Source organism: Acinetobacter sp. YH12136 (assembly GCF_013418545.1).
GTDB lineage: Bacteria > Pseudomonadota > Gammaproteobacteria > Pseudomonadales > Moraxellaceae > Acinetobacter > Acinetobacter towneri.
The window spans coordinates 55,785-71,135 of sequence record NZ_VPBV01000012.1; the positions used below are offsets into that span (position 1 = coordinate 55,785).

A 15,351-nucleotide genomic window follows, 5' to 3' on the forward strand; every position below is an offset into this window, starting at 1 on the left:
ATAGTTACAGGATGTACTTGCTGCTAGAAAAACATCAAGCTGCGGAGTAGAGTGAAAGTCATATATAAAAAGTAGCGCAAGGACAAATACATGCCAGCATATCAAGATTTGAATCAACAATTTATTGGCGGCAAGTGGTCGGTTGGGACATCTACTAAAACCATTCCAAACTTGAATCCATATCATCAAACTACAATTTTTGAGATGCAGGGCGCCAGCGTGGTAGATGTTGATAGTGCCTATAGTACAGCGCAAAAAGCTTTTGATGAACAATTGATTCAATCCACAAGTCTGCGTCAATACATCATTAAGAACTTAGAGCAAGTCATTCAGCAACGACGCGAAGAAATTATCCAGTGGCTGATTGATGAGTCGGGCAGTACCCGTTTAAAAGCCAATATCGAAGTCGATGCTGCTTTAGGGATTATTCAAGAAGCTGCACAATTTCCCGAGCAAATGACCACGACGCAACTGGAAAGCAAAGATCCGAAAGTCCGTAGTGTTGTTTTGCGTAAACCTTTGGGTGTTATTGCTGTGATCAGTCCGTGGAATTTCCCTTTCCATTTGTCTATGCGTTCAGTGGTTACAGCGATTGCTTGTGGTAATAGTGTAGTGCTCAAACCTGCCAGTGATACGCCAGTCACAGGTGGAACTATACTCGGTAAACTGTTCGAAGAAGCAGACTTGCCTGCAGGCGTACTCAATGTGGTGGCGGGTGCGAGTCGTGAAATTGGTGATTACTTTGTTGAGCATGCAACTCCTAAAATGATTTCATTTACAGGCTCTACAGAAGTTGGACAGCATGTAGGGCAACTGGCCGTTGCGGGTGAGCATTTAAAACGTGTCGGCTTAGAACTCGGTGGCAATGCACCTTTAGTCATTTTGGATGATGCAGATATAGATTTGGCCGTAGAACTAACTGTGATGGGGCGCTTTTTGCATCAAGGTCAAATTTGCATGAGTACCAATCGGGTCATTGTCGATCAGTCTATTTATGCAGCCTATCTTGAAAAATTGTTAGCAAGTGTGTCGCAATTAGTAGTAGGTGATCCGAATAAAAATGACACCTTGATTGGGCCAATTATTAATGCAGAACAGGTGAAAAAGCATCAGCATATTATTCAAAAAGCACTGGCGCAGGGTGCAGAATTGGTTTATGCGGGCGGGGTTACGGGGAACTTAGTTGCACCACATGTTTTTGTGAATGTCGCTGCCGATTCAGAAATTGTACAAAATGAAAGTTTTGGACCTATTTTACCGATTCTCAAAGCAGCAGATACCGCACATGCCTTACAGTTAGCGAACGATACACGCTATGGTTTATCTGCTGCTGTATGCACTACAAATGTAGAACGCGGTGCAGAATTTGCAGCACAGTTTGATGTTGGAATGACACATATTAATGGTATTACCGTTGCCGATCATGCCAATGCACCGTTTGGTGGTGAGAAAAACTCAGGCTTAGGTCGTTTTAATGGGCGCTGGATATTTGAAGAATTTACCCGCACGCATTGGCTGACATTGCCAGCTTAACGGTAATTATTTGTCCTGCGTTTTGTTTGAGTAAGAAGGAATGCGTGGGTGCGCACTTACTGTTCATGATCAAAACGCATAATATAGTGCGTGTGTCTAATCATCCAATTTGTATATGTGTGCCAATTTTAAACCAATAAGCATAGCGCAATTATCTGCATTAGGTCTGCCTGAAATTCCGTTTGAATATGCTGAAGAAGCGTATCCAAATTCGAGTGTGCCACTATTGTTTAAGTCTGAACAAGGTTTAGAGTGGCGCTCGGTGAATTTTGGCTTGATTCCCAAATGGGCGGAAGACAGAAGTATTGCGCAAAAAACCTATAATTGCCGTAACGAAACTTTATTAGAAAAACCAAGTTTTAGTGAAGCTGCTTATAAGTGTAAATTTGGCGCGATTGTTGTGTCAGAATTTTATGAATCCAAATATATAGATAGTAAACCGCAGCGTTGGGGTGTACGTCGTAAAGATGGACAGGCCTTTTTTATTGCAGCACTGTATGAAATTTGCCGTTTAAAGGATGGGCAAGGCACGGAAGAAATTGTCCGTTCTGCGAGTATGATTACCATGGACGCAATTGATCACGCGATGATGAAGGAATTTCATGAGCCTGGGCCAGTCAAACGTTCTGTTATTGTTATTCCACATGCACGTTTAGATGAATGGCTAAGTTTGAAAACACCGAACATACACAGCTTTGTGCAGGGCTTTCCTGTAGACGAGTTTGAGTGTTCACATGTACCAAAAGCAAAGATCGAAAAAGTAAGCCCCCAGCTCAATTTTTTCGATCTTTAAGTACATCTTGTGCTTATATAGGATAAGAACAGATGTGGAACAATAACGTGATGTTTAGCGTGCTAAATTATTAAAAATATGACGTAAACTTTCCATCATTTTTTCAATTTGTAGTGGAGTTAAACCATCAAATGACTGCTCTAAAACAACGCTAGTCAGATCATTAATTTTGTTGGTCATCTCATTACCTTTTTCAGTAAGCACGACACGAGTGATACGCGCATCATCATCACAAGAATAAGTTTCAACCAAACCTTCATCTTTTAAACGATAAACAATTTTAGTTGTAGTTGACATTTTTGACACCACCATGTCTGACAAATCAGACACACTCGCATGTGCTTTTGACCTTAATGCCAATAAAATACGACGGCGAGAATTATCTAAACCATACTTTTTAAGTGCCTGATCGACATTCTGTACATATTGAGCATGTACTTGTGTGACCCAATAATACGGAAATTGTTCAATATCATATTGGTCGGCGGATGGTAGAAATTTTGAATATTTCTTGGACATTGCATATTCCCTGCATTGTTTTAATTGTATTTTTGATATTTCACATTTTATGTGAAAACTCATGTGCTTAGCAAGATGCTTTCAGTGGCTAAAATTTGGTTGAAATCTGACGAAATATGATGAATCTCGATTTAGAAGCTGGCTTTGAAATGGCTATTTTTCCAAGCGCGTAGGCATTTGTTTAAGTTCAATCCATATTCATGTGTCATATCAATTAATCCTATAGAATTGTTTTAGTTTGGATTAGTAGTGAGTTATCTGGTTTTATAAGTTGAATTATCAATTTAACCATCAACTTAGGCTGCATTTTAGTTAAAAAAATACATTTGTACACTTGGCTTTTAGGTAAAAGTGCGGGTTATTGCGTTGAATTTTGCAAAAAAATTATAAGCTTTGGTCTAATCTTTTAACAATAGTTGTTTTTTATCAATATTTTAAGTTTAGATTAAAGTGTGGGTTGGCTTACAGTTGTAATCTATGACTAATGCGTCTAAAAATACATTACAATTCATTTGACATTTTTAATCCATTCTCACGGCTTTTGTTTGGCTGTCATCGCTCTAAAAAAATTAAGAATGTGAAAAATAAAGTAAAAACCATCTTATAGATCGTACTGTTTAGTTTTATTCAAAAAAATTAAAAATTTAATTACAAATGTTCAAGATTGTGCATAATTAAGCTATCTATTGCTAAAAAGGTTACTTTTATGGATCCGTCGCCGTGCGCAGGTCTACTTTATATTTCGATTTCTGCTAACTATCTCGGAGCTATGAACTAATGGAGTTTTTATTAGATCCGGGAATATGGGTTGGTTTAATTACACTTATTATTCTAGAAATCGTATTAGGTATTGATAACCTAGTCTTTATTGCAATTCTTGCAGAAAAATTACCCCCAGAACAGCGTGATAAAGCCCGTGTGATTGGCTTATCTTTAGCGTTGTTTATGCGTTTAGGATTGTTATTTGCAATCTCTTGGTTGGTTACTTTAACCGAACCGTTAATTACCTTATTTGAAAAAACCTTTTCAGGGCGTGACCTCATTCTCTTGGGTGGCGGTTTGTTCCTCGTCTATAAGGCGGTAGGAGAGTTGCATGAGAAGATGGAAGGCAAACCCGAAGTCAAAGTCACGACCAATGTGGTTTATGCAAGTTTTGCCGCAGTTGTAGCACAAATTGTTGTTCTAGATGCAGTTTTCTCTTTAGACTCAGTCATTACCGCAATTGGCATGGTCGACAACATCTATGTGATGATGGTTGCCATGGTGGTTGCAATGTTGGTGATGTTACTTGCATCTAAGCCATTAACTGCTTTTGTGAACCGTCATCCAACAGTGGTGATTTTGTGTTTAAGCTTCTTACTATTAATTGGTATCAGCTTGATTGCAGAAGGTTTTGGCTTCCATATCCCTAAAGGTTATATCTATTCGGGTATTGGTGTTGCGATTGCTATTGAAGCGTTTAACCAATTTGGTCAGCGCAATGTTGCAAAACATGAAGCAAAAATTCCGTTACGTCACCGTACTGCAGATTCAATTTTAAAATTGATGGGGGGGCGAGTTGAAACCAGTAGCCCTGATTTGCATAACGAAGCGCAAGAAGCGTTTGCAGATGAAGAACGCTACATGATTGGTGGTGTCTTGACCTTGGCAGAGCGTTCAGTCGCATCAATTATGACGCCACGTAGCCAAATTTCATGGGTCGATATTGAAGATTCACCTGAACAAATCCGCGAACAGATTCTATCTGTACCACACAGCTTATTCCCAGTGTGTCGTGGTAGTTTAGATAAAGTCATTAGTATTGTACGTGCCAAAGAGTTGTTGGATGTATTGGACGAAGAAGAAGAGCTTAAAGCTTTAATTAAACGTCAGCGTCCAATTTACATTTTTGAAAAAATGAAAGTGATTGATGCGATCAATACGTTACGTACCTCTAAAGGTTCTTTGGTTTTAGTCAGCGATGAGTTTGGTAATGTTCAAGGTTTGATTTCACCGCTTGATGTGTTTGAAGCGATTGCAGGTGAATTCCCTGATGCAGACGAACAGTTAGATTTGGTTAAAACCAATGAAAACGAATGGAAAGCAACAGGTATGCTGGATTTATACCAGCTTGAACTTGAACTGGGTATGATGGATCTGATTGAAGAAGATGCAGGCTACATTAGCGTTGCAGGTTTGATTTTAGATAAAACCCAAGGTGAAGTTCAGGTCGGCACGCAGTTGGATTATCAAGGTGTGCACTTTGAAGTGACAGAACTTGATGGTAACCGTATTAAAACTGTGATGATTCGCTTACTCTAATTACTAAGCTTTGAATTAAATCACTCAAAAAGCTCTACCGAAATGGTGGAGCTTTTTTATGGTGTAATAAAAAGATTGTGATGTTTCATCCTGAAAATGTGTATCAGTGATAAGTCTGGATTTTAAAAGCTGAACATGAAATGTGGCATGGAATAGAAAAAAAGAAACAACCAAACAGGATTACAAATTTGGTTGCTTAAACAGGGAAAAGAAAAAGCGAGAAACTAAAACAAATGTTTAATTTGTATGTGACTTCGCCACTAAAAATTAAACTGCCAATTGATTTTCAATCACATTCCATAAATTTCGATGTGACTTTTTAAACATCGCCATATGCCCAATGGCTTTATGCTGATAACGCTTTGGTTTAAGTTTAATCATATTAGTCGATGCATGGGGATAGAGACGGAGTAAATCTTTCACATTGGCTTCGGTGGCAATCTCATCATCCGAACTCCAAATAGCAGTAATCGGGCAACGAATTTCATCGTGATAATGCTGTGAAACTGTTTTGCCTATAGCATTGATGACATAGCCGGGTTTGCTACAAAATTGTGCCCATTGTTGGGCCACATTTTTAGGTAGGTTTTCGCCCATGCCAATTGCATTGGTTGGGCCATAACCATGTGTGATTCTGGCAAGTGGAAAAATAACTTTAAACATCACAGGGGCAAGTAGGCGAGTACGACCTTTTAAACCTTTTGTGTGGCCTGTAGAGCCTGAAACAGCTACGACTTTTGCCACTTTATGATATTCAGGATTAATCCCCAGTAATTGTCCGCCTGCGCTGTGTCCCAATAAAACCACTTGTTCAGCTTGCGTTTTTTGCAGCAAAGTATTTACTGCTGCAGGAATATCTAACTGCCCCCAATCAACAATACTGGCTTCACATTGTTTCAATGGTTCGTGTAACGAATCACCAATACCACGAAAATCAAAACACAGCACAGCATAGCCTTGTTCATTTAGCCATGTGGCAAAAGCGTGATAAAAATTCTTGGTAATGCCTGTCGCGGGACAAATCAAGACGGGTAGACGCTGTGCTTGTGTATATTGATTTGGATAATAACGGGCAGCGAGGGCATAACCATCTGCACATATAATATTTAAGCTTTCAAATGTGCTCATAATGTTTTAAGGATGATGAGAATAAAGTTACTTTACACGAGTTCCAAAAAGAAACTTGTATTTATTCTGACTCTAAAGTCAAGCTTAGTAGTCTGCGAGTGTAGTTAAATAGCCACACGAAAAATAAAAGAGTGTTAAACATGGAAAGTTTATCTTTGGCAGTGCGCCTTGCGATTATTTTCAGTGGAATATTTTTGTGGGTGGGGATGCTTACAGGCGTGTGGAAATATTGGCAAATTCGTGCTTCTGCCCAAGCGCGTGCTCATTATTATGTGGATATCGCACATCGCAGTAGTTTGTTATATGCACCTGCAAGTTTAATTTTAGCGGTCTTGGCTTATTTTTGTATTTGGGATGCCACTGTAATTTTAATTTGTGTGATTCTAAATTTAGTATTTTTTAGCTTTTCTATTCTGAGTTATATCTTGCATGGATTGCTTAAAGATACCACTAATCAATTTAAACAACCGCATCAAATTGCAGCATGGACATTGCCAAGTTGGTGCATGAGTTTGGCGATGCTGTTATTGATTGTGGCTGAATTGGGTGGGACTAGTGTGTTATTGCTTGGCGCAATCTATGGATTGTTGTAATTCTAATTGCTCAGTTTAATTTTTTCTTGGTAGCCCGTAGAAGATTTTGAGATTTTTGCTGTAGATCAGGAATGATGATTAGAATCTACTTTTTGAGTTTGGCGGCAGAGGAGTGATCCATCTGCCGCAAAGTGAAAGCGAAAAAGCTAAAATGAGTGGGTGCTAGGGTAAGATTAATGAACTTCTACGTTTTTATGTTCACGAAACTTTTGGTCAATGGATGTCCAAATCGCAAAGGCTATACATACCAATAAGGCATATAAAAAATAGGTTGGTTTCAAGTTGCCTTGAATTGAGCCTTGGAGCAATAGGGTCAGCATCAGTGCAAAAGTGGTGCTTAAAAAAGTAACTAGATTTTGGTTAGCCTTCAGAGCGTTAATGAAGACTTGCGTATTGAAATGTGAAAACATCTCCATCCCTCCTTGTTATAAATCACTAAAATCAGAGCATTTTAGTCAGATTGGTTTTATTGTTCTACCTTGTTTAGCAAACTATTTCAAGCCCTTATAGTCATATTTTGATAAAAAACATCATTTTCATATGAAATACTACTATTTGTTATCATTTATTTACCAAATAATAAAAAGTAGTGTGTTTTTTAAGCCATTTAAATACGATTTCAATCGTACTTGCATATTTTATGCCAGCTAATTTTGAGGGCGACTATACGACTTTAGCGTTAATTTGAGCTCTGCTTAAAATGGGTGAATGATTTATTTTGTTTTAGTTTTTTATTGAAAATATTTTAATTTCATTTGTTTATTTATACCAAATAATTATTTGGGTTGCTACTATCATGACTGATAAATTGCCTTAAAAAGAGGCAGTTTTAGCACAAGAAACAATAAGTGCGGGTTTGGGTAAAACCTGACAATTATTGTCTAACTTAAATTCGTATTTGGATAAAACACGACTTTAATACAATACAGCTCGAAAATAGAGCATGACTTGAAAAAATAGCCGAGCTCGAAGTCCGTACTGGCTATTTTTTCATTCGATCATGAATTGCAGCGAATACAAAAATCAGTAATGCAGGAATCAACCAAGCGAGGTTTTGTTCACTCAGGGGAAAATTGGTCAGTGTGGTTGGCAAGAATCTAGCTAAGTCTGCGGCCTTCATTGCATCAATGATGCCAAAGAGCAATGCAACTGCGGCAGTAGGTGCAATCACGCGGGTTGGAATACGGAATAATCCCCAGAAAAAGCTGAGTAGAATGACCACAATTGCAGGTGGATAAATCGCGCTTAAAATAGGCACTGAAACTGCAATGAGTTTGGTGAGTCCAAGATTGGAAATAACAAAGGCAAAGCCCACTAAAATAAATACCCAACGGCGATAATGAATTTTAGTAATTTGCTCAAAATATCCAGCACATGCGCATGTCAGTCCAATTGCCGTAACCATGCAGGCAATAAAAATCATTGCAGCTAAAAATACCGAGCCAAATCCGCCAAAAGCATGTTGCACATAGGCATGTAAAATGACTGCACCATTACTGGCATTGGCGGCAACATCGTGACTGCCCATCCCCAGTTTAAATAGGCTTAGATAAACTAAAGTTAAACCGATCCCTGAAATTAAACTTGCCCATACCGCATAGCGGGTGATGAGTTTTTTATCAGTTACGCCACGTGAACGAATCGCATTAATAATCACAATCCCGAATACCAATGCACCTAAGGTATCCATAGTGAGATAACCGTTAATAAAGCCTTCAGATACAGGACTGTTCACATAATTGTGAATGGCAGGTGAAATTGTACCTGTCGGAATAATAAATGCAGTGATGCCTAAAATTAGTAATGACAGAATTTTAAGCGGGGAAAGTACATAGCCCACTGTATCTAAAATTTTGTGTGGATACAGTGAAACTAACATCACCAAGGCAAAATAGATGGCGCTATAAATGAATAAGGTGCTCGCGGAATCGCCAAAATAGGCAGAGAAACCAATTTCATAAGATACGGTAGCGGTACGTGGTGTGGCGAAAAGCGGGCCAACCGCTAAATAACAGACGACTGTTAAAATTAAGCTCGCGATTTTGCCTAAAGGCGAACTTAAAATTTGTATAGAACCTTCGACACGTGACAACGCCATAATGGTAATCACGGGTAAGCCAACTGCGGTAATGAGAAAACCGAGCGCAGCAAGCCAGACGTGTTCGCCCGCTTGCTGTGCCACGATAGGTGGGAAAATAATATTACCTGCACCAATAAACAGCGCAAAGGTCATAAAACCCAAGGCAATAATATCCCGTGTGCGTAAATTCGTCATGGGAGAGAAATAAGATGTAAACAAAAGAAAGCGATTTTAGTAGATCGAGCTATGATTTTCTAATTTATTTTATAGGTCATATGAGTATTTTTTATGATATGTGTTTGTAGGCTATTTTAATCTTCACTATAAAAATTAAATAACTTACTGTTTATCTGATGTATTTTTGAAAAATGCTGATCCCACATAGTATAGATGGCTTATCTAGTATAAGTTTTGGTTGCTATTTTAAATGCGCAGTTCTTAAACAAAACTGTTGGTCGCATGACGATGGATACTTGTTTGGCAGCTTGAGCTGATTTTACAAGCCGAAAGGGCTATAATCTTAGGCTTCAGGTCAGGAGTTCATCATGCGCGCCCTTAAAGTCAGCATTAAATCAGAGCAAGATATTGAGAAATTACGCATTTCGGGGCGTTTGGCTGCTCAGGTGTTGCAGATGATTGGCGAGCATGTCAAACCCGGAGTCACGACAGAATACTTAGATGATTTGTGTCACGATTATATTGTAAATACCTTAAAAGTCATTCCTGCCAATGTGGGCTATCACGGTTATACCAAAACCACCTGTATTTCACCCAATGAAGTGGTCTGTCATGGTATTCCATCATCCAAAACCATTTTAAAAGATGGCGACATTATTAATATTGATGTGGCAGTGATTAAAGATGGTTTTTATGGTGATACCAGTCGTATGTACTATGTGGGTCAGGTGAAACCAGAAGCGAAAAAACTGGTCGATACCACTTATGAGGCGATGCGCGCAGGGATTCATGCGGTGAAACCAGGCGCGACTTTGGGCGATATTGGCTATGCCATTCAAAGTGTGGCGCATCGTGAAGGGTTTAGCATTGTGCGTGAATATTGCGGACATGGTATTGGGCAGGTGTATCACGAACAACCAAGTGTGCTGCATTATGGTCAGCCTGGACAAAGCTTGGTGCTTAAAAAAGGCATGGTGTTTACTATTGAGCCGATGGTGAATGCGGGCAAAGCGCGTGTGAAAGAACTGAAAGATGGCTGGACGGTGGTGACGACAGATAAATCACTTTCTGCACAATGGGAACACATGGTTGCTGTGACTGATACAGGCTTTGAAGTGTTATCGCCGTGGCCAGAAGGTACGGGGAGTTATCCTGAAATTTAATGCACGAATGCTTTCAGGTTAAGACTGATAGATAAAACATCTTAGACTTTAGTTTTAAACTATTTGTTAAAAAATGAACAATCGCTATAATTGAAGTCAAAGATACTTGCTGTAGTTTCTTTGTTTTAGCTTTCTTATTTTAGATTGTAGTTTTCAAAGCTTATCTGTCTTAGATAAGCTTTTTTTTTGCTGTTTCGTATCTGAAATCAAAAGATCCTATGTGCTAACGAATGGTTAGCTTTTCGACCAAATAGTCGATAAATACACGTACAGCAGGTAATAAACCACGGCGTGATGGATAGACGGCATGGAAAATACCATGCGGTGCGTGCCAGTCGGGTAAAACACGAACCAATTCACCCGATGCAACATAATCTTCAACAATCGTGTCAGGCAACAACACAATGCCACAATTTTGTCGTGCCAATTGCGCTAGCATCATTAAATCTGAACCCATGACTGTAGGGTTGACCTTAATTTTTTTCGGTTGCTGCTGTTGATCATGCACAACCATGTATTGATCTAAATGCTCATCCGACATGCTTAAAATTTTATGATGACTTAAATCTTCAGGTTTTTTCAAATCGCCAAATTCATTCAAATAAGCCTGACTGGCAAATAGATGTTGTTCGATGTTGCTGAATTTGCGAATCACCAAACTTGGATCATCATCTAAATTTGAGCGGACACGCAGGGCAATGTCGATCCCTTCGTTGACGATATCGACACGACGGTTGCTGACAATTAGCTGTACTTTAATTTCAGGGTAGGCTTTCAAAAACTCAGGCAAGATTTTGGCAATTTCATTTTGTGCAATTGAAACAGGTAAGCTGACTTTAATTACACCACGCGGTTGAATACTTAGGTGATCGACCAAGTCGTGCGCGGCTTGGGCAGCATTCATCATTACTTGCGCATGCCGATACACATTCATACCAATTTCTGTGACCGCAAAATGACGTGAGCTGCGCTGAATTAAACGCACACCTAAGCGTTCTTCTAGGTTGTGTACGCGTCGGCTAAGTTTGGATTTTGGAATATCGGTGGCGCGTTCTGCTGCACTAAATCCACCATGTTCGACCACTTGGGCAAAACAATAAAAATCATCCAAATCTGTAAGCATGACTAAATTCCATTTATGCAACAATACTTAAATTAAAGTGGCATCGTTGCATGTTGTCAATCTTTAATTGTGCTTTATTGCTGTGCTTTTTGCAGAATCTCTAAAACTTGTCGGTATTCTTCTAAACGGGCTAAATCACGTGCTGTAGGATTGGGAATCCGCGTTAAATTCATGTTGTCTTGCACATCTGCAATTTTTACAGCACAGGCAAGCGGATTTTGTGCAGTACGCATAGCCGCTTGAACACGAGTTTCATGCGGCAGTTTGGTGAGCGCCTGAATTGCTTGAATAATATGCGTTTGAAATCCTAAATTTTGCAGGTCTTGTGCTGTGGTGTGGGTATCTTCAAGAATGTCGTGCAGCACAGCGACAATTTGCTGATCGGGCTGTTGTAATTGCAACATTACACGTAAGGGATGCAAAATATAAGGCTGACCGCCTTTATCTAGCTGCCCTGTATGTTGTTGTACTGCAAGTGTAATTGCATTTTCTAGAGTTGCCATAAGTATAATTAAAAAAATTTCTATAATTATAAGCCGTGCTTAGCGCAAAATATAGAAATTGCTTGTTATGATGCAAACAGATTTTATGTTTATCTATTTTACTATTGGTGATGCTGCTCTATGCCATATCAACTCATTGAACTGAATACGCCTGCGACTGAAAATTTGCTTTGCCCACATTGCCAACATGCTGTTATTGATTGGGCAGAAGAACAATATATTCAGCCTTGCGAGCATACTTTGTTTGTCGCAATGGATTTGGGTTTTGAATATGCCTCAGATGTATTTGAACAAAGCATGCCACGCAGTGTCGATGAAATTCATGCACATGATGATCAGTTGGATATGTGGCAAGAACTGACTTCAAGTCGTTATCCGCAATATTTGATTTATAAAACGGATTTAGGCGTGCAAGGTTTATCTCGCTATGTTGGATTTACCGCGGCTTAATTGCACTTAACTTAGAGAGTCTAAGATATAAAAATAGGGAAATTCAAAAGCTGAATTTCCCTATATTTTTATGGATTAGATATTTTTTCTGCGTTTAGCTCTCCATATCTTCTTCTATTTCATCATCGGCACTGTCCATTCCTAATTCTTTGAGTTTTCGCGTCAAAGTATTACGTCCCCAACCCAATAATTCAGCGGCATGACGTTTACGTCCACGGGTTTGTTGCAGTGCAGCATTAATTAAGGTGCGTTCAAACATTGGAATGGCGATATCCAGAAGTTTCATCTCGCCATTTTTTAACTTTTGTACTGCCCATTGCCCAAGTAATTCATCCCAATGCTGCATAGATACCCGATCTGCCACATGAAGCGCAGAATGTTCGGCTAATTTTTCAATTGGAATTTGCTTGAGTTCGGTTGGTAAATCTTCAGGATAGACCTCACGTCCTGTAATCATCACGGTAAGCCAGCGACAAGTGTTTTCCAATTGGCGCACGTTACCTTGCCACGGCAATTGCTGCATATATTCGACTGTTTCAGGACGCAATATTTTTGGACTCACGCCTAATTCTTTGCCTGCACGTGCCAAAAAGTGCTGTGCCAACATTGGAATATCTTCACTGCGATGCGCTAGTTTAGGAATATGAATCCGAATGACGTTCAGGCGATGATATAAGTCTTCACGGAAGCGTCCATCTTGTACCAGTTTTTCCAAATCCTGATGTGTTGCTGCGACAATCCGTACATCCACTTTGACAGGAATATGTCCACCAACCCGATAAAATTCACCATCTGCCAAGACGCGCAATAAGCGGGTTTGGGTTTCAAAAGGCATATCACCAATTTCATCTAAAAACAAGGTGCCGCCGTTGGCTTGTTCAAAGCGTCCCTGACGTTGTGTATTGGCACCTGTAAATGCACCTTTTTCATGTCCAAAAAGTTCGGTTTCAATCAAATCTTTCGGAATGGCTGCCATATTCAGCGCAATAAATGGTTTGCTGCTACGCGGTGAGTGTCGATGCAGTGCATGCGCCACCAACTCTTTGCCTGTACCTGATTCACCATTAATGAGCACAGTAATGTGTGATTGCGATAAACGACCAATCGCACGAAACACTTCCTGCATGGCAGGCGATTCACCAATAATTTCTGTCGATTGAATTGGCTGCACTGTCGATTTTGCAGATTCTTGCTGTTGTAGTTTGGTGATATGCAAAATTGCACGATTGACTAAAGCAAGTGCTTCATCAATATCAAAAGGCTTGGGTAGGTATTCAAATGCACCTGTTTGATAGCTAGATACTGCCGATTCTAAATCGGAGTGCGCAGTCATAATAATCACAGGCAAGTCGGGATAACTGACTTTGACTTTGCCAAGAAAAGTTAAACCATCAATTCCAGGCATGCGAATGTCGGTCAAAATTACATCGGGTGCATCTTGGTTTAACTCATCTAGTGCAGACTGTGCTTCTTCAAAACTGGTGACTTCAAAACCTTCTTCTCTAAAAGTTTTTTCCAGTACCCAGCGCATTGCACGGTCATCATCAATCACCCAAATTTTATTTCGCGACATGACTCGCCTCCCAAGGTAAATATAAGCTAAATATTGTTTTTCCTGGAATGGATTGGCATTCAATCATTCCGTTATGTTGATGCATAATATTTTGTGCGATGCTCAAACCAAGTCCTGTACCGTTTGCGCGTCCAGTCACCAATGGATAAAACACGGATTCTAAAATGTCTTCAGGTACGCCTGGGCCGTTATCTTCAATATCAACACGTACGGTAGAACGATTCAGCACACCATTAATGGTAACCAAGCGTTGAATACGAGTTCTTAAAATCAATTCAGGTCGATGCTCGGTAAAGAAATCGGGATGTTCGGTCATGGCTTGTACTGCATTGGCGCAAATATTCAGCATGACTTGAATCAATTGATCGCGGTCTGCCATGACTTCAGGTAAAGAAAGGTCATAATCACGGATAATATTTATTTTGTTTTTAGTTTGATTGACGATCAGGCTGCGCACCCGTTCTAAAGGTTCGTGAATATTGACCAGTTCATAGCTTGGTAGTTGGCGTGAGCCGAGCATGGTATCGGCCAAGTTTCTTAAACGATCTACCTCGCTAATAATAATGTCGGTAAATTCATCATATTTCGGGTCATTTAAACTTCGTGCTAACAGTTGTGTCGCACCACGAATTCCTGCAAGCGGGTTTTTAATTTCATGTGCCACACCACGAATCAGCTGACGTGCGACTTGATGCTGTTGAATAAAGTTTTCTTCTTTGGAAATTTTGAGCATCCGATCAATCGGATTCAATTCAATCAGCAAAAGAGGATGATAAGGCTTGCCTGCATTTAACTGTGATGCAGTGTAATCGACATGAATATCTTTAAAATTGACATTAATGGTCGCTTCACGGCGGGTGTAGGGTTGACCAGTTTTGATGGTATTCAGGAAAGCCTCTTGCGTATTGAACTCATCATCAGGCATGTGCAGCAAATTTAAAACGGGTTGCCCCGAAGCGCGAATTAAACTGATATCAAACAATGCTTCACAAGACGAGTTTAAATAAAAAATATTCAGGTCACGATCAACCAGTAAAATTGCGGTGCTGAGGTTATCCACCAAAAGACGATAGTCAATGCTCTGGGTCTGATCCATTCGTGAATGCTTCCTGTATGAAATATTGTGCAAGGGCATTGTCATCTGTCAGCCATGTTCCAAATTTGGATCGAATTGAGGCGAATTAAGCAAAATGCACGCCAACTTTTCGTTTTTAGTGCATTTATCACTGAAGAATCGGAAAAATGCGCAGGAACTGGACTGAATTTTCAAGATATAACGGATAACAGAAACACTGTAAATAAAAAATGCATTAAAATGGTGCAATATTTAAATCATTCAGCCTGAATGGTTGTATTTTGGTGCATTATGCAAAGAGTCGGCTATTTCTCTATTTTTATGCAAAGAAAAGTCATAC

At 39.6% G+C, this 15,351-nt stretch carries 14 protein-coding genes; 6 read left to right on the forward strand and 8 right to left on the reverse strand.

The window, feature by feature from the left end; translation table 11 throughout:
- Nucleotides 1-90 precede the first annotated feature (90 nt).
- Together FTU71_RS07300 and FTU71_RS07305 are read left to right on the forward strand one after the other, a co-directional pair.
- The gene (locus FTU71_RS07300) at nucleotides 91-1,533 is read left to right on the forward strand and encodes an aldehyde dehydrogenase family protein (protein ID WP_179993848.1); all 1,443 of its coding nucleotides are present in this window, start codon (nucleotides 91-93) and stop codon (nucleotides 1,531-1,533) included.
- A gap of 115 nt (nucleotides 1,534-1,648) precedes the next feature.
- Nucleotides 1,649-2,326 (forward strand): SOS response-associated peptidase family protein, encoded by a 678-nt coding sequence (locus tag FTU71_RS07305; RefSeq protein ID WP_154320789.1) that lies wholly within the window; start codon nucleotides 1,649-1,651, stop codon nucleotides 2,324-2,326.
- Between the two features lie 54 nt (nucleotides 2,327-2,380).
- Here FTU71_RS07305 and FTU71_RS07310 read toward each other — a convergent pair whose 3' ends face one another.
- Complete coding sequence (locus FTU71_RS07310; RefSeq protein ID WP_004976754.1) at nucleotides 2,381-2,845, reverse strand: MarR family winged helix-turn-helix transcriptional regulator; 465 nt, start codon at nucleotides 2,843-2,845, stop codon at nucleotides 2,381-2,383.
- A 777-nt stretch (nucleotides 2,846-3,622) separates the two neighbouring features.
- On the opposite strand from FTU71_RS07310, the gene FTU71_RS07315 reads away from it, so the two are divergent.
- On the forward strand, nucleotides 3,623-5,146 hold the full coding sequence (locus FTU71_RS07315) for a TerC family protein (RefSeq protein ID WP_179993850.1): 1,524 nt from the start codon (nucleotides 3,623-3,625) through the stop codon (nucleotides 5,144-5,146).
- Nucleotides 5,147-5,413: 267 nt separating this feature from the next.
- Here the strand turns inward: FTU71_RS07315 and FTU71_RS07320 are convergent, their stop codons facing one another.
- Nucleotides 5,414-6,274 (reverse strand): alpha/beta fold hydrolase, encoded by an 861-nt coding sequence (locus tag FTU71_RS07320; protein ID WP_180111757.1) that lies wholly within the window; start codon nucleotides 6,272-6,274, stop codon nucleotides 5,414-5,416.
- Between the two features lie 140 nt (nucleotides 6,275-6,414).
- On the opposite strand from FTU71_RS07320, the gene FTU71_RS07325 reads away from it, so the two are divergent.
- The gene (locus FTU71_RS07325; protein ID WP_004976749.1) at nucleotides 6,415-6,867 is read left to right on the forward strand and encodes a hypothetical protein; all 453 of its coding nucleotides are present in this window, start codon (nucleotides 6,415-6,417) and stop codon (nucleotides 6,865-6,867) included.
- A 173-nt stretch (nucleotides 6,868-7,040) separates the two neighbouring features.
- Here FTU71_RS07325 and FTU71_RS07330 read toward each other — a convergent pair whose 3' ends face one another.
- Nucleotides 7,041-7,277 (reverse strand): hypothetical protein, encoded by a 237-nt coding sequence (locus FTU71_RS07330; RefSeq protein ID WP_004976747.1) that lies wholly within the window; start codon nucleotides 7,275-7,277, stop codon nucleotides 7,041-7,043.
- A gap of 572 nt (nucleotides 7,278-7,849) precedes the next feature.
- Nucleotides 7,850-9,142, reverse strand: a complete 1,293-nt coding sequence (brnQ, locus tag FTU71_RS07335) for a branched-chain amino acid transport system II carrier protein (RefSeq protein ID WP_096901417.1) — start codon at nucleotides 9,140-9,142, stop codon at nucleotides 7,850-7,852.
- 350 nt (nucleotides 9,143-9,492) lie between these two features.
- Between brnQ and map the strand changes: the two genes are divergently transcribed.
- Nucleotides 9,493-10,287, forward strand: a complete 795-nt coding sequence (gene map / locus FTU71_RS07340) for a type I methionyl aminopeptidase (protein WP_179993853.1) — start codon at nucleotides 9,493-9,495, stop codon at nucleotides 10,285-10,287.
- A gap of 223 nt (nucleotides 10,288-10,510) precedes the next feature.
- Here the strand turns inward: map and FTU71_RS07345 are convergent, their stop codons facing one another.
- Together FTU71_RS07345 and FTU71_RS07350 are read right to left on the reverse strand one after the other, a co-directional pair.
- Nucleotides 10,511-11,410 (reverse strand): LysR substrate-binding domain-containing protein, encoded by a 900-nt coding sequence (locus tag FTU71_RS07345; RefSeq protein ID WP_004976726.1) that lies wholly within the window; start codon nucleotides 11,408-11,410, stop codon nucleotides 10,511-10,513.
- 74 nt (nucleotides 11,411-11,484) lie between these two features.
- Entirely contained in the window at nucleotides 11,485-11,913 is a 429-nt protein-coding gene (locus FTU71_RS07350) for an HD domain-containing protein (RefSeq protein ID WP_004976725.1), read from the reverse strand.
- A gap of 120 nt (nucleotides 11,914-12,033) precedes the next feature.
- Here FTU71_RS07350 and FTU71_RS07355 point away from each other — a divergent pair, with 120 nt between their 5' ends.
- On the forward strand, nucleotides 12,034-12,363 hold the full coding sequence (locus tag FTU71_RS07355) for a hypothetical protein (protein WP_004976724.1): 330 nt from the start codon (nucleotides 12,034-12,036) through the stop codon (nucleotides 12,361-12,363).
- 94 nt (nucleotides 12,364-12,457) lie between these two features.
- Here the strand turns inward: FTU71_RS07355 and glnG are convergent, their stop codons facing one another.
- Together glnG and glnL are read right to left on the reverse strand one after the other, a co-directional pair.
- The gene (glnG, locus tag FTU71_RS07360; protein ID WP_096901419.1) at nucleotides 12,458-13,936 is read right to left on the reverse strand and encodes a nitrogen regulation protein NR(I); all 1,479 of its coding nucleotides are present in this window, start codon (nucleotides 13,934-13,936) and stop codon (nucleotides 12,458-12,460) included.
- Nucleotides 13,923-15,032: a nitrogen regulation protein NR(II) gene (glnL, locus tag FTU71_RS07365; RefSeq protein ID WP_004976718.1), complete on the reverse strand. Its 1,110-nt coding sequence runs from the start codon at nucleotides 15,030-15,032 to the stop codon at nucleotides 13,923-13,925. Before glnL ends, glnG begins: the two co-directional genes overlap by 14 nt.
- Nucleotides 15,033-15,351 lie beyond the last annotated feature (319 nt).

What these genes read in the sequence shown, in the direction of transcription:
- map (WP_179993853.1), top strand. Translation starts at nt 9,493, where the DNA reads ATGCGCGCCCTTAAAGTCAGCATTAAATCAGAGCAAGATATTGAGAAA.
- FTU71_RS07315 (WP_179993850.1), top strand. Translation starts at nt 3,623, where the DNA reads ATGGAGTTTTTATTAGATCCGGGAATATGGGTTGGTTTAATTACACTT.
- FTU71_RS07320 (WP_180111757.1), bottom strand. Translation starts at nt 6,274, where the DNA reads ATGAGCACATTTGAAAGCTTAAATATTATATGTGCAGATGGTTATGCC.
- FTU71_RS07310 (WP_004976754.1), bottom strand. Translation starts at nt 2,845, where the DNA reads ATGTCCAAGAAATATTCAAAATTTCTACCATCCGCCGACCAATATGAT.
- glnG (WP_096901419.1), bottom strand. Translation starts at nt 13,936, where the DNA reads ATGTCGCGAAATAAAATTTGGGTGATTGATGATGACCGTGCAATGCGC.
- FTU71_RS07345 (WP_004976726.1), bottom strand. Translation starts at nt 11,410, where the DNA reads ATGCTTACAGATTTGGATGATTTTTATTGTTTTGCCCAAGTGGTCGAA.
- glnL (WP_004976718.1), bottom strand. Translation starts at nt 15,032, where the DNA reads ATGGATCAGACCCAGAGCATTGACTATCGTCTTTTGGTGGATAACCTC.
- FTU71_RS07325 (WP_004976749.1), top strand. Translation starts at nt 6,415, where the DNA reads ATGGAAAGTTTATCTTTGGCAGTGCGCCTTGCGATTATTTTCAGTGGA.
- FTU71_RS07300 (WP_179993848.1), top strand. Translation starts at nt 91, where the DNA reads ATGCCAGCATATCAAGATTTGAATCAACAATTTATTGGCGGCAAGTGG.
- FTU71_RS07355 (WP_004976724.1), top strand. Translation starts at nt 12,034, where the DNA reads ATGCCATATCAACTCATTGAACTGAATACGCCTGCGACTGAAAATTTG.
- brnQ (WP_096901417.1), bottom strand. Translation starts at nt 9,142, where the DNA reads ATGACGAATTTACGCACACGGGATATTATTGCCTTGGGTTTTATGACC.
- FTU71_RS07305 (WP_154320789.1), top strand. Translation starts at nt 1,649, where the DNA reads ATGTGTGCCAATTTTAAACCAATAAGCATAGCGCAATTATCTGCATTA.
- FTU71_RS07350 (WP_004976725.1), bottom strand. Translation starts at nt 11,913, where the DNA reads ATGGCAACTCTAGAAAATGCAATTACACTTGCAGTACAACAACATACA.
- FTU71_RS07330 (WP_004976747.1), bottom strand. Translation starts at nt 7,277, where the DNA reads ATGTTTTCACATTTCAATACGCAAGTCTTCATTAACGCTCTGAAGGCT.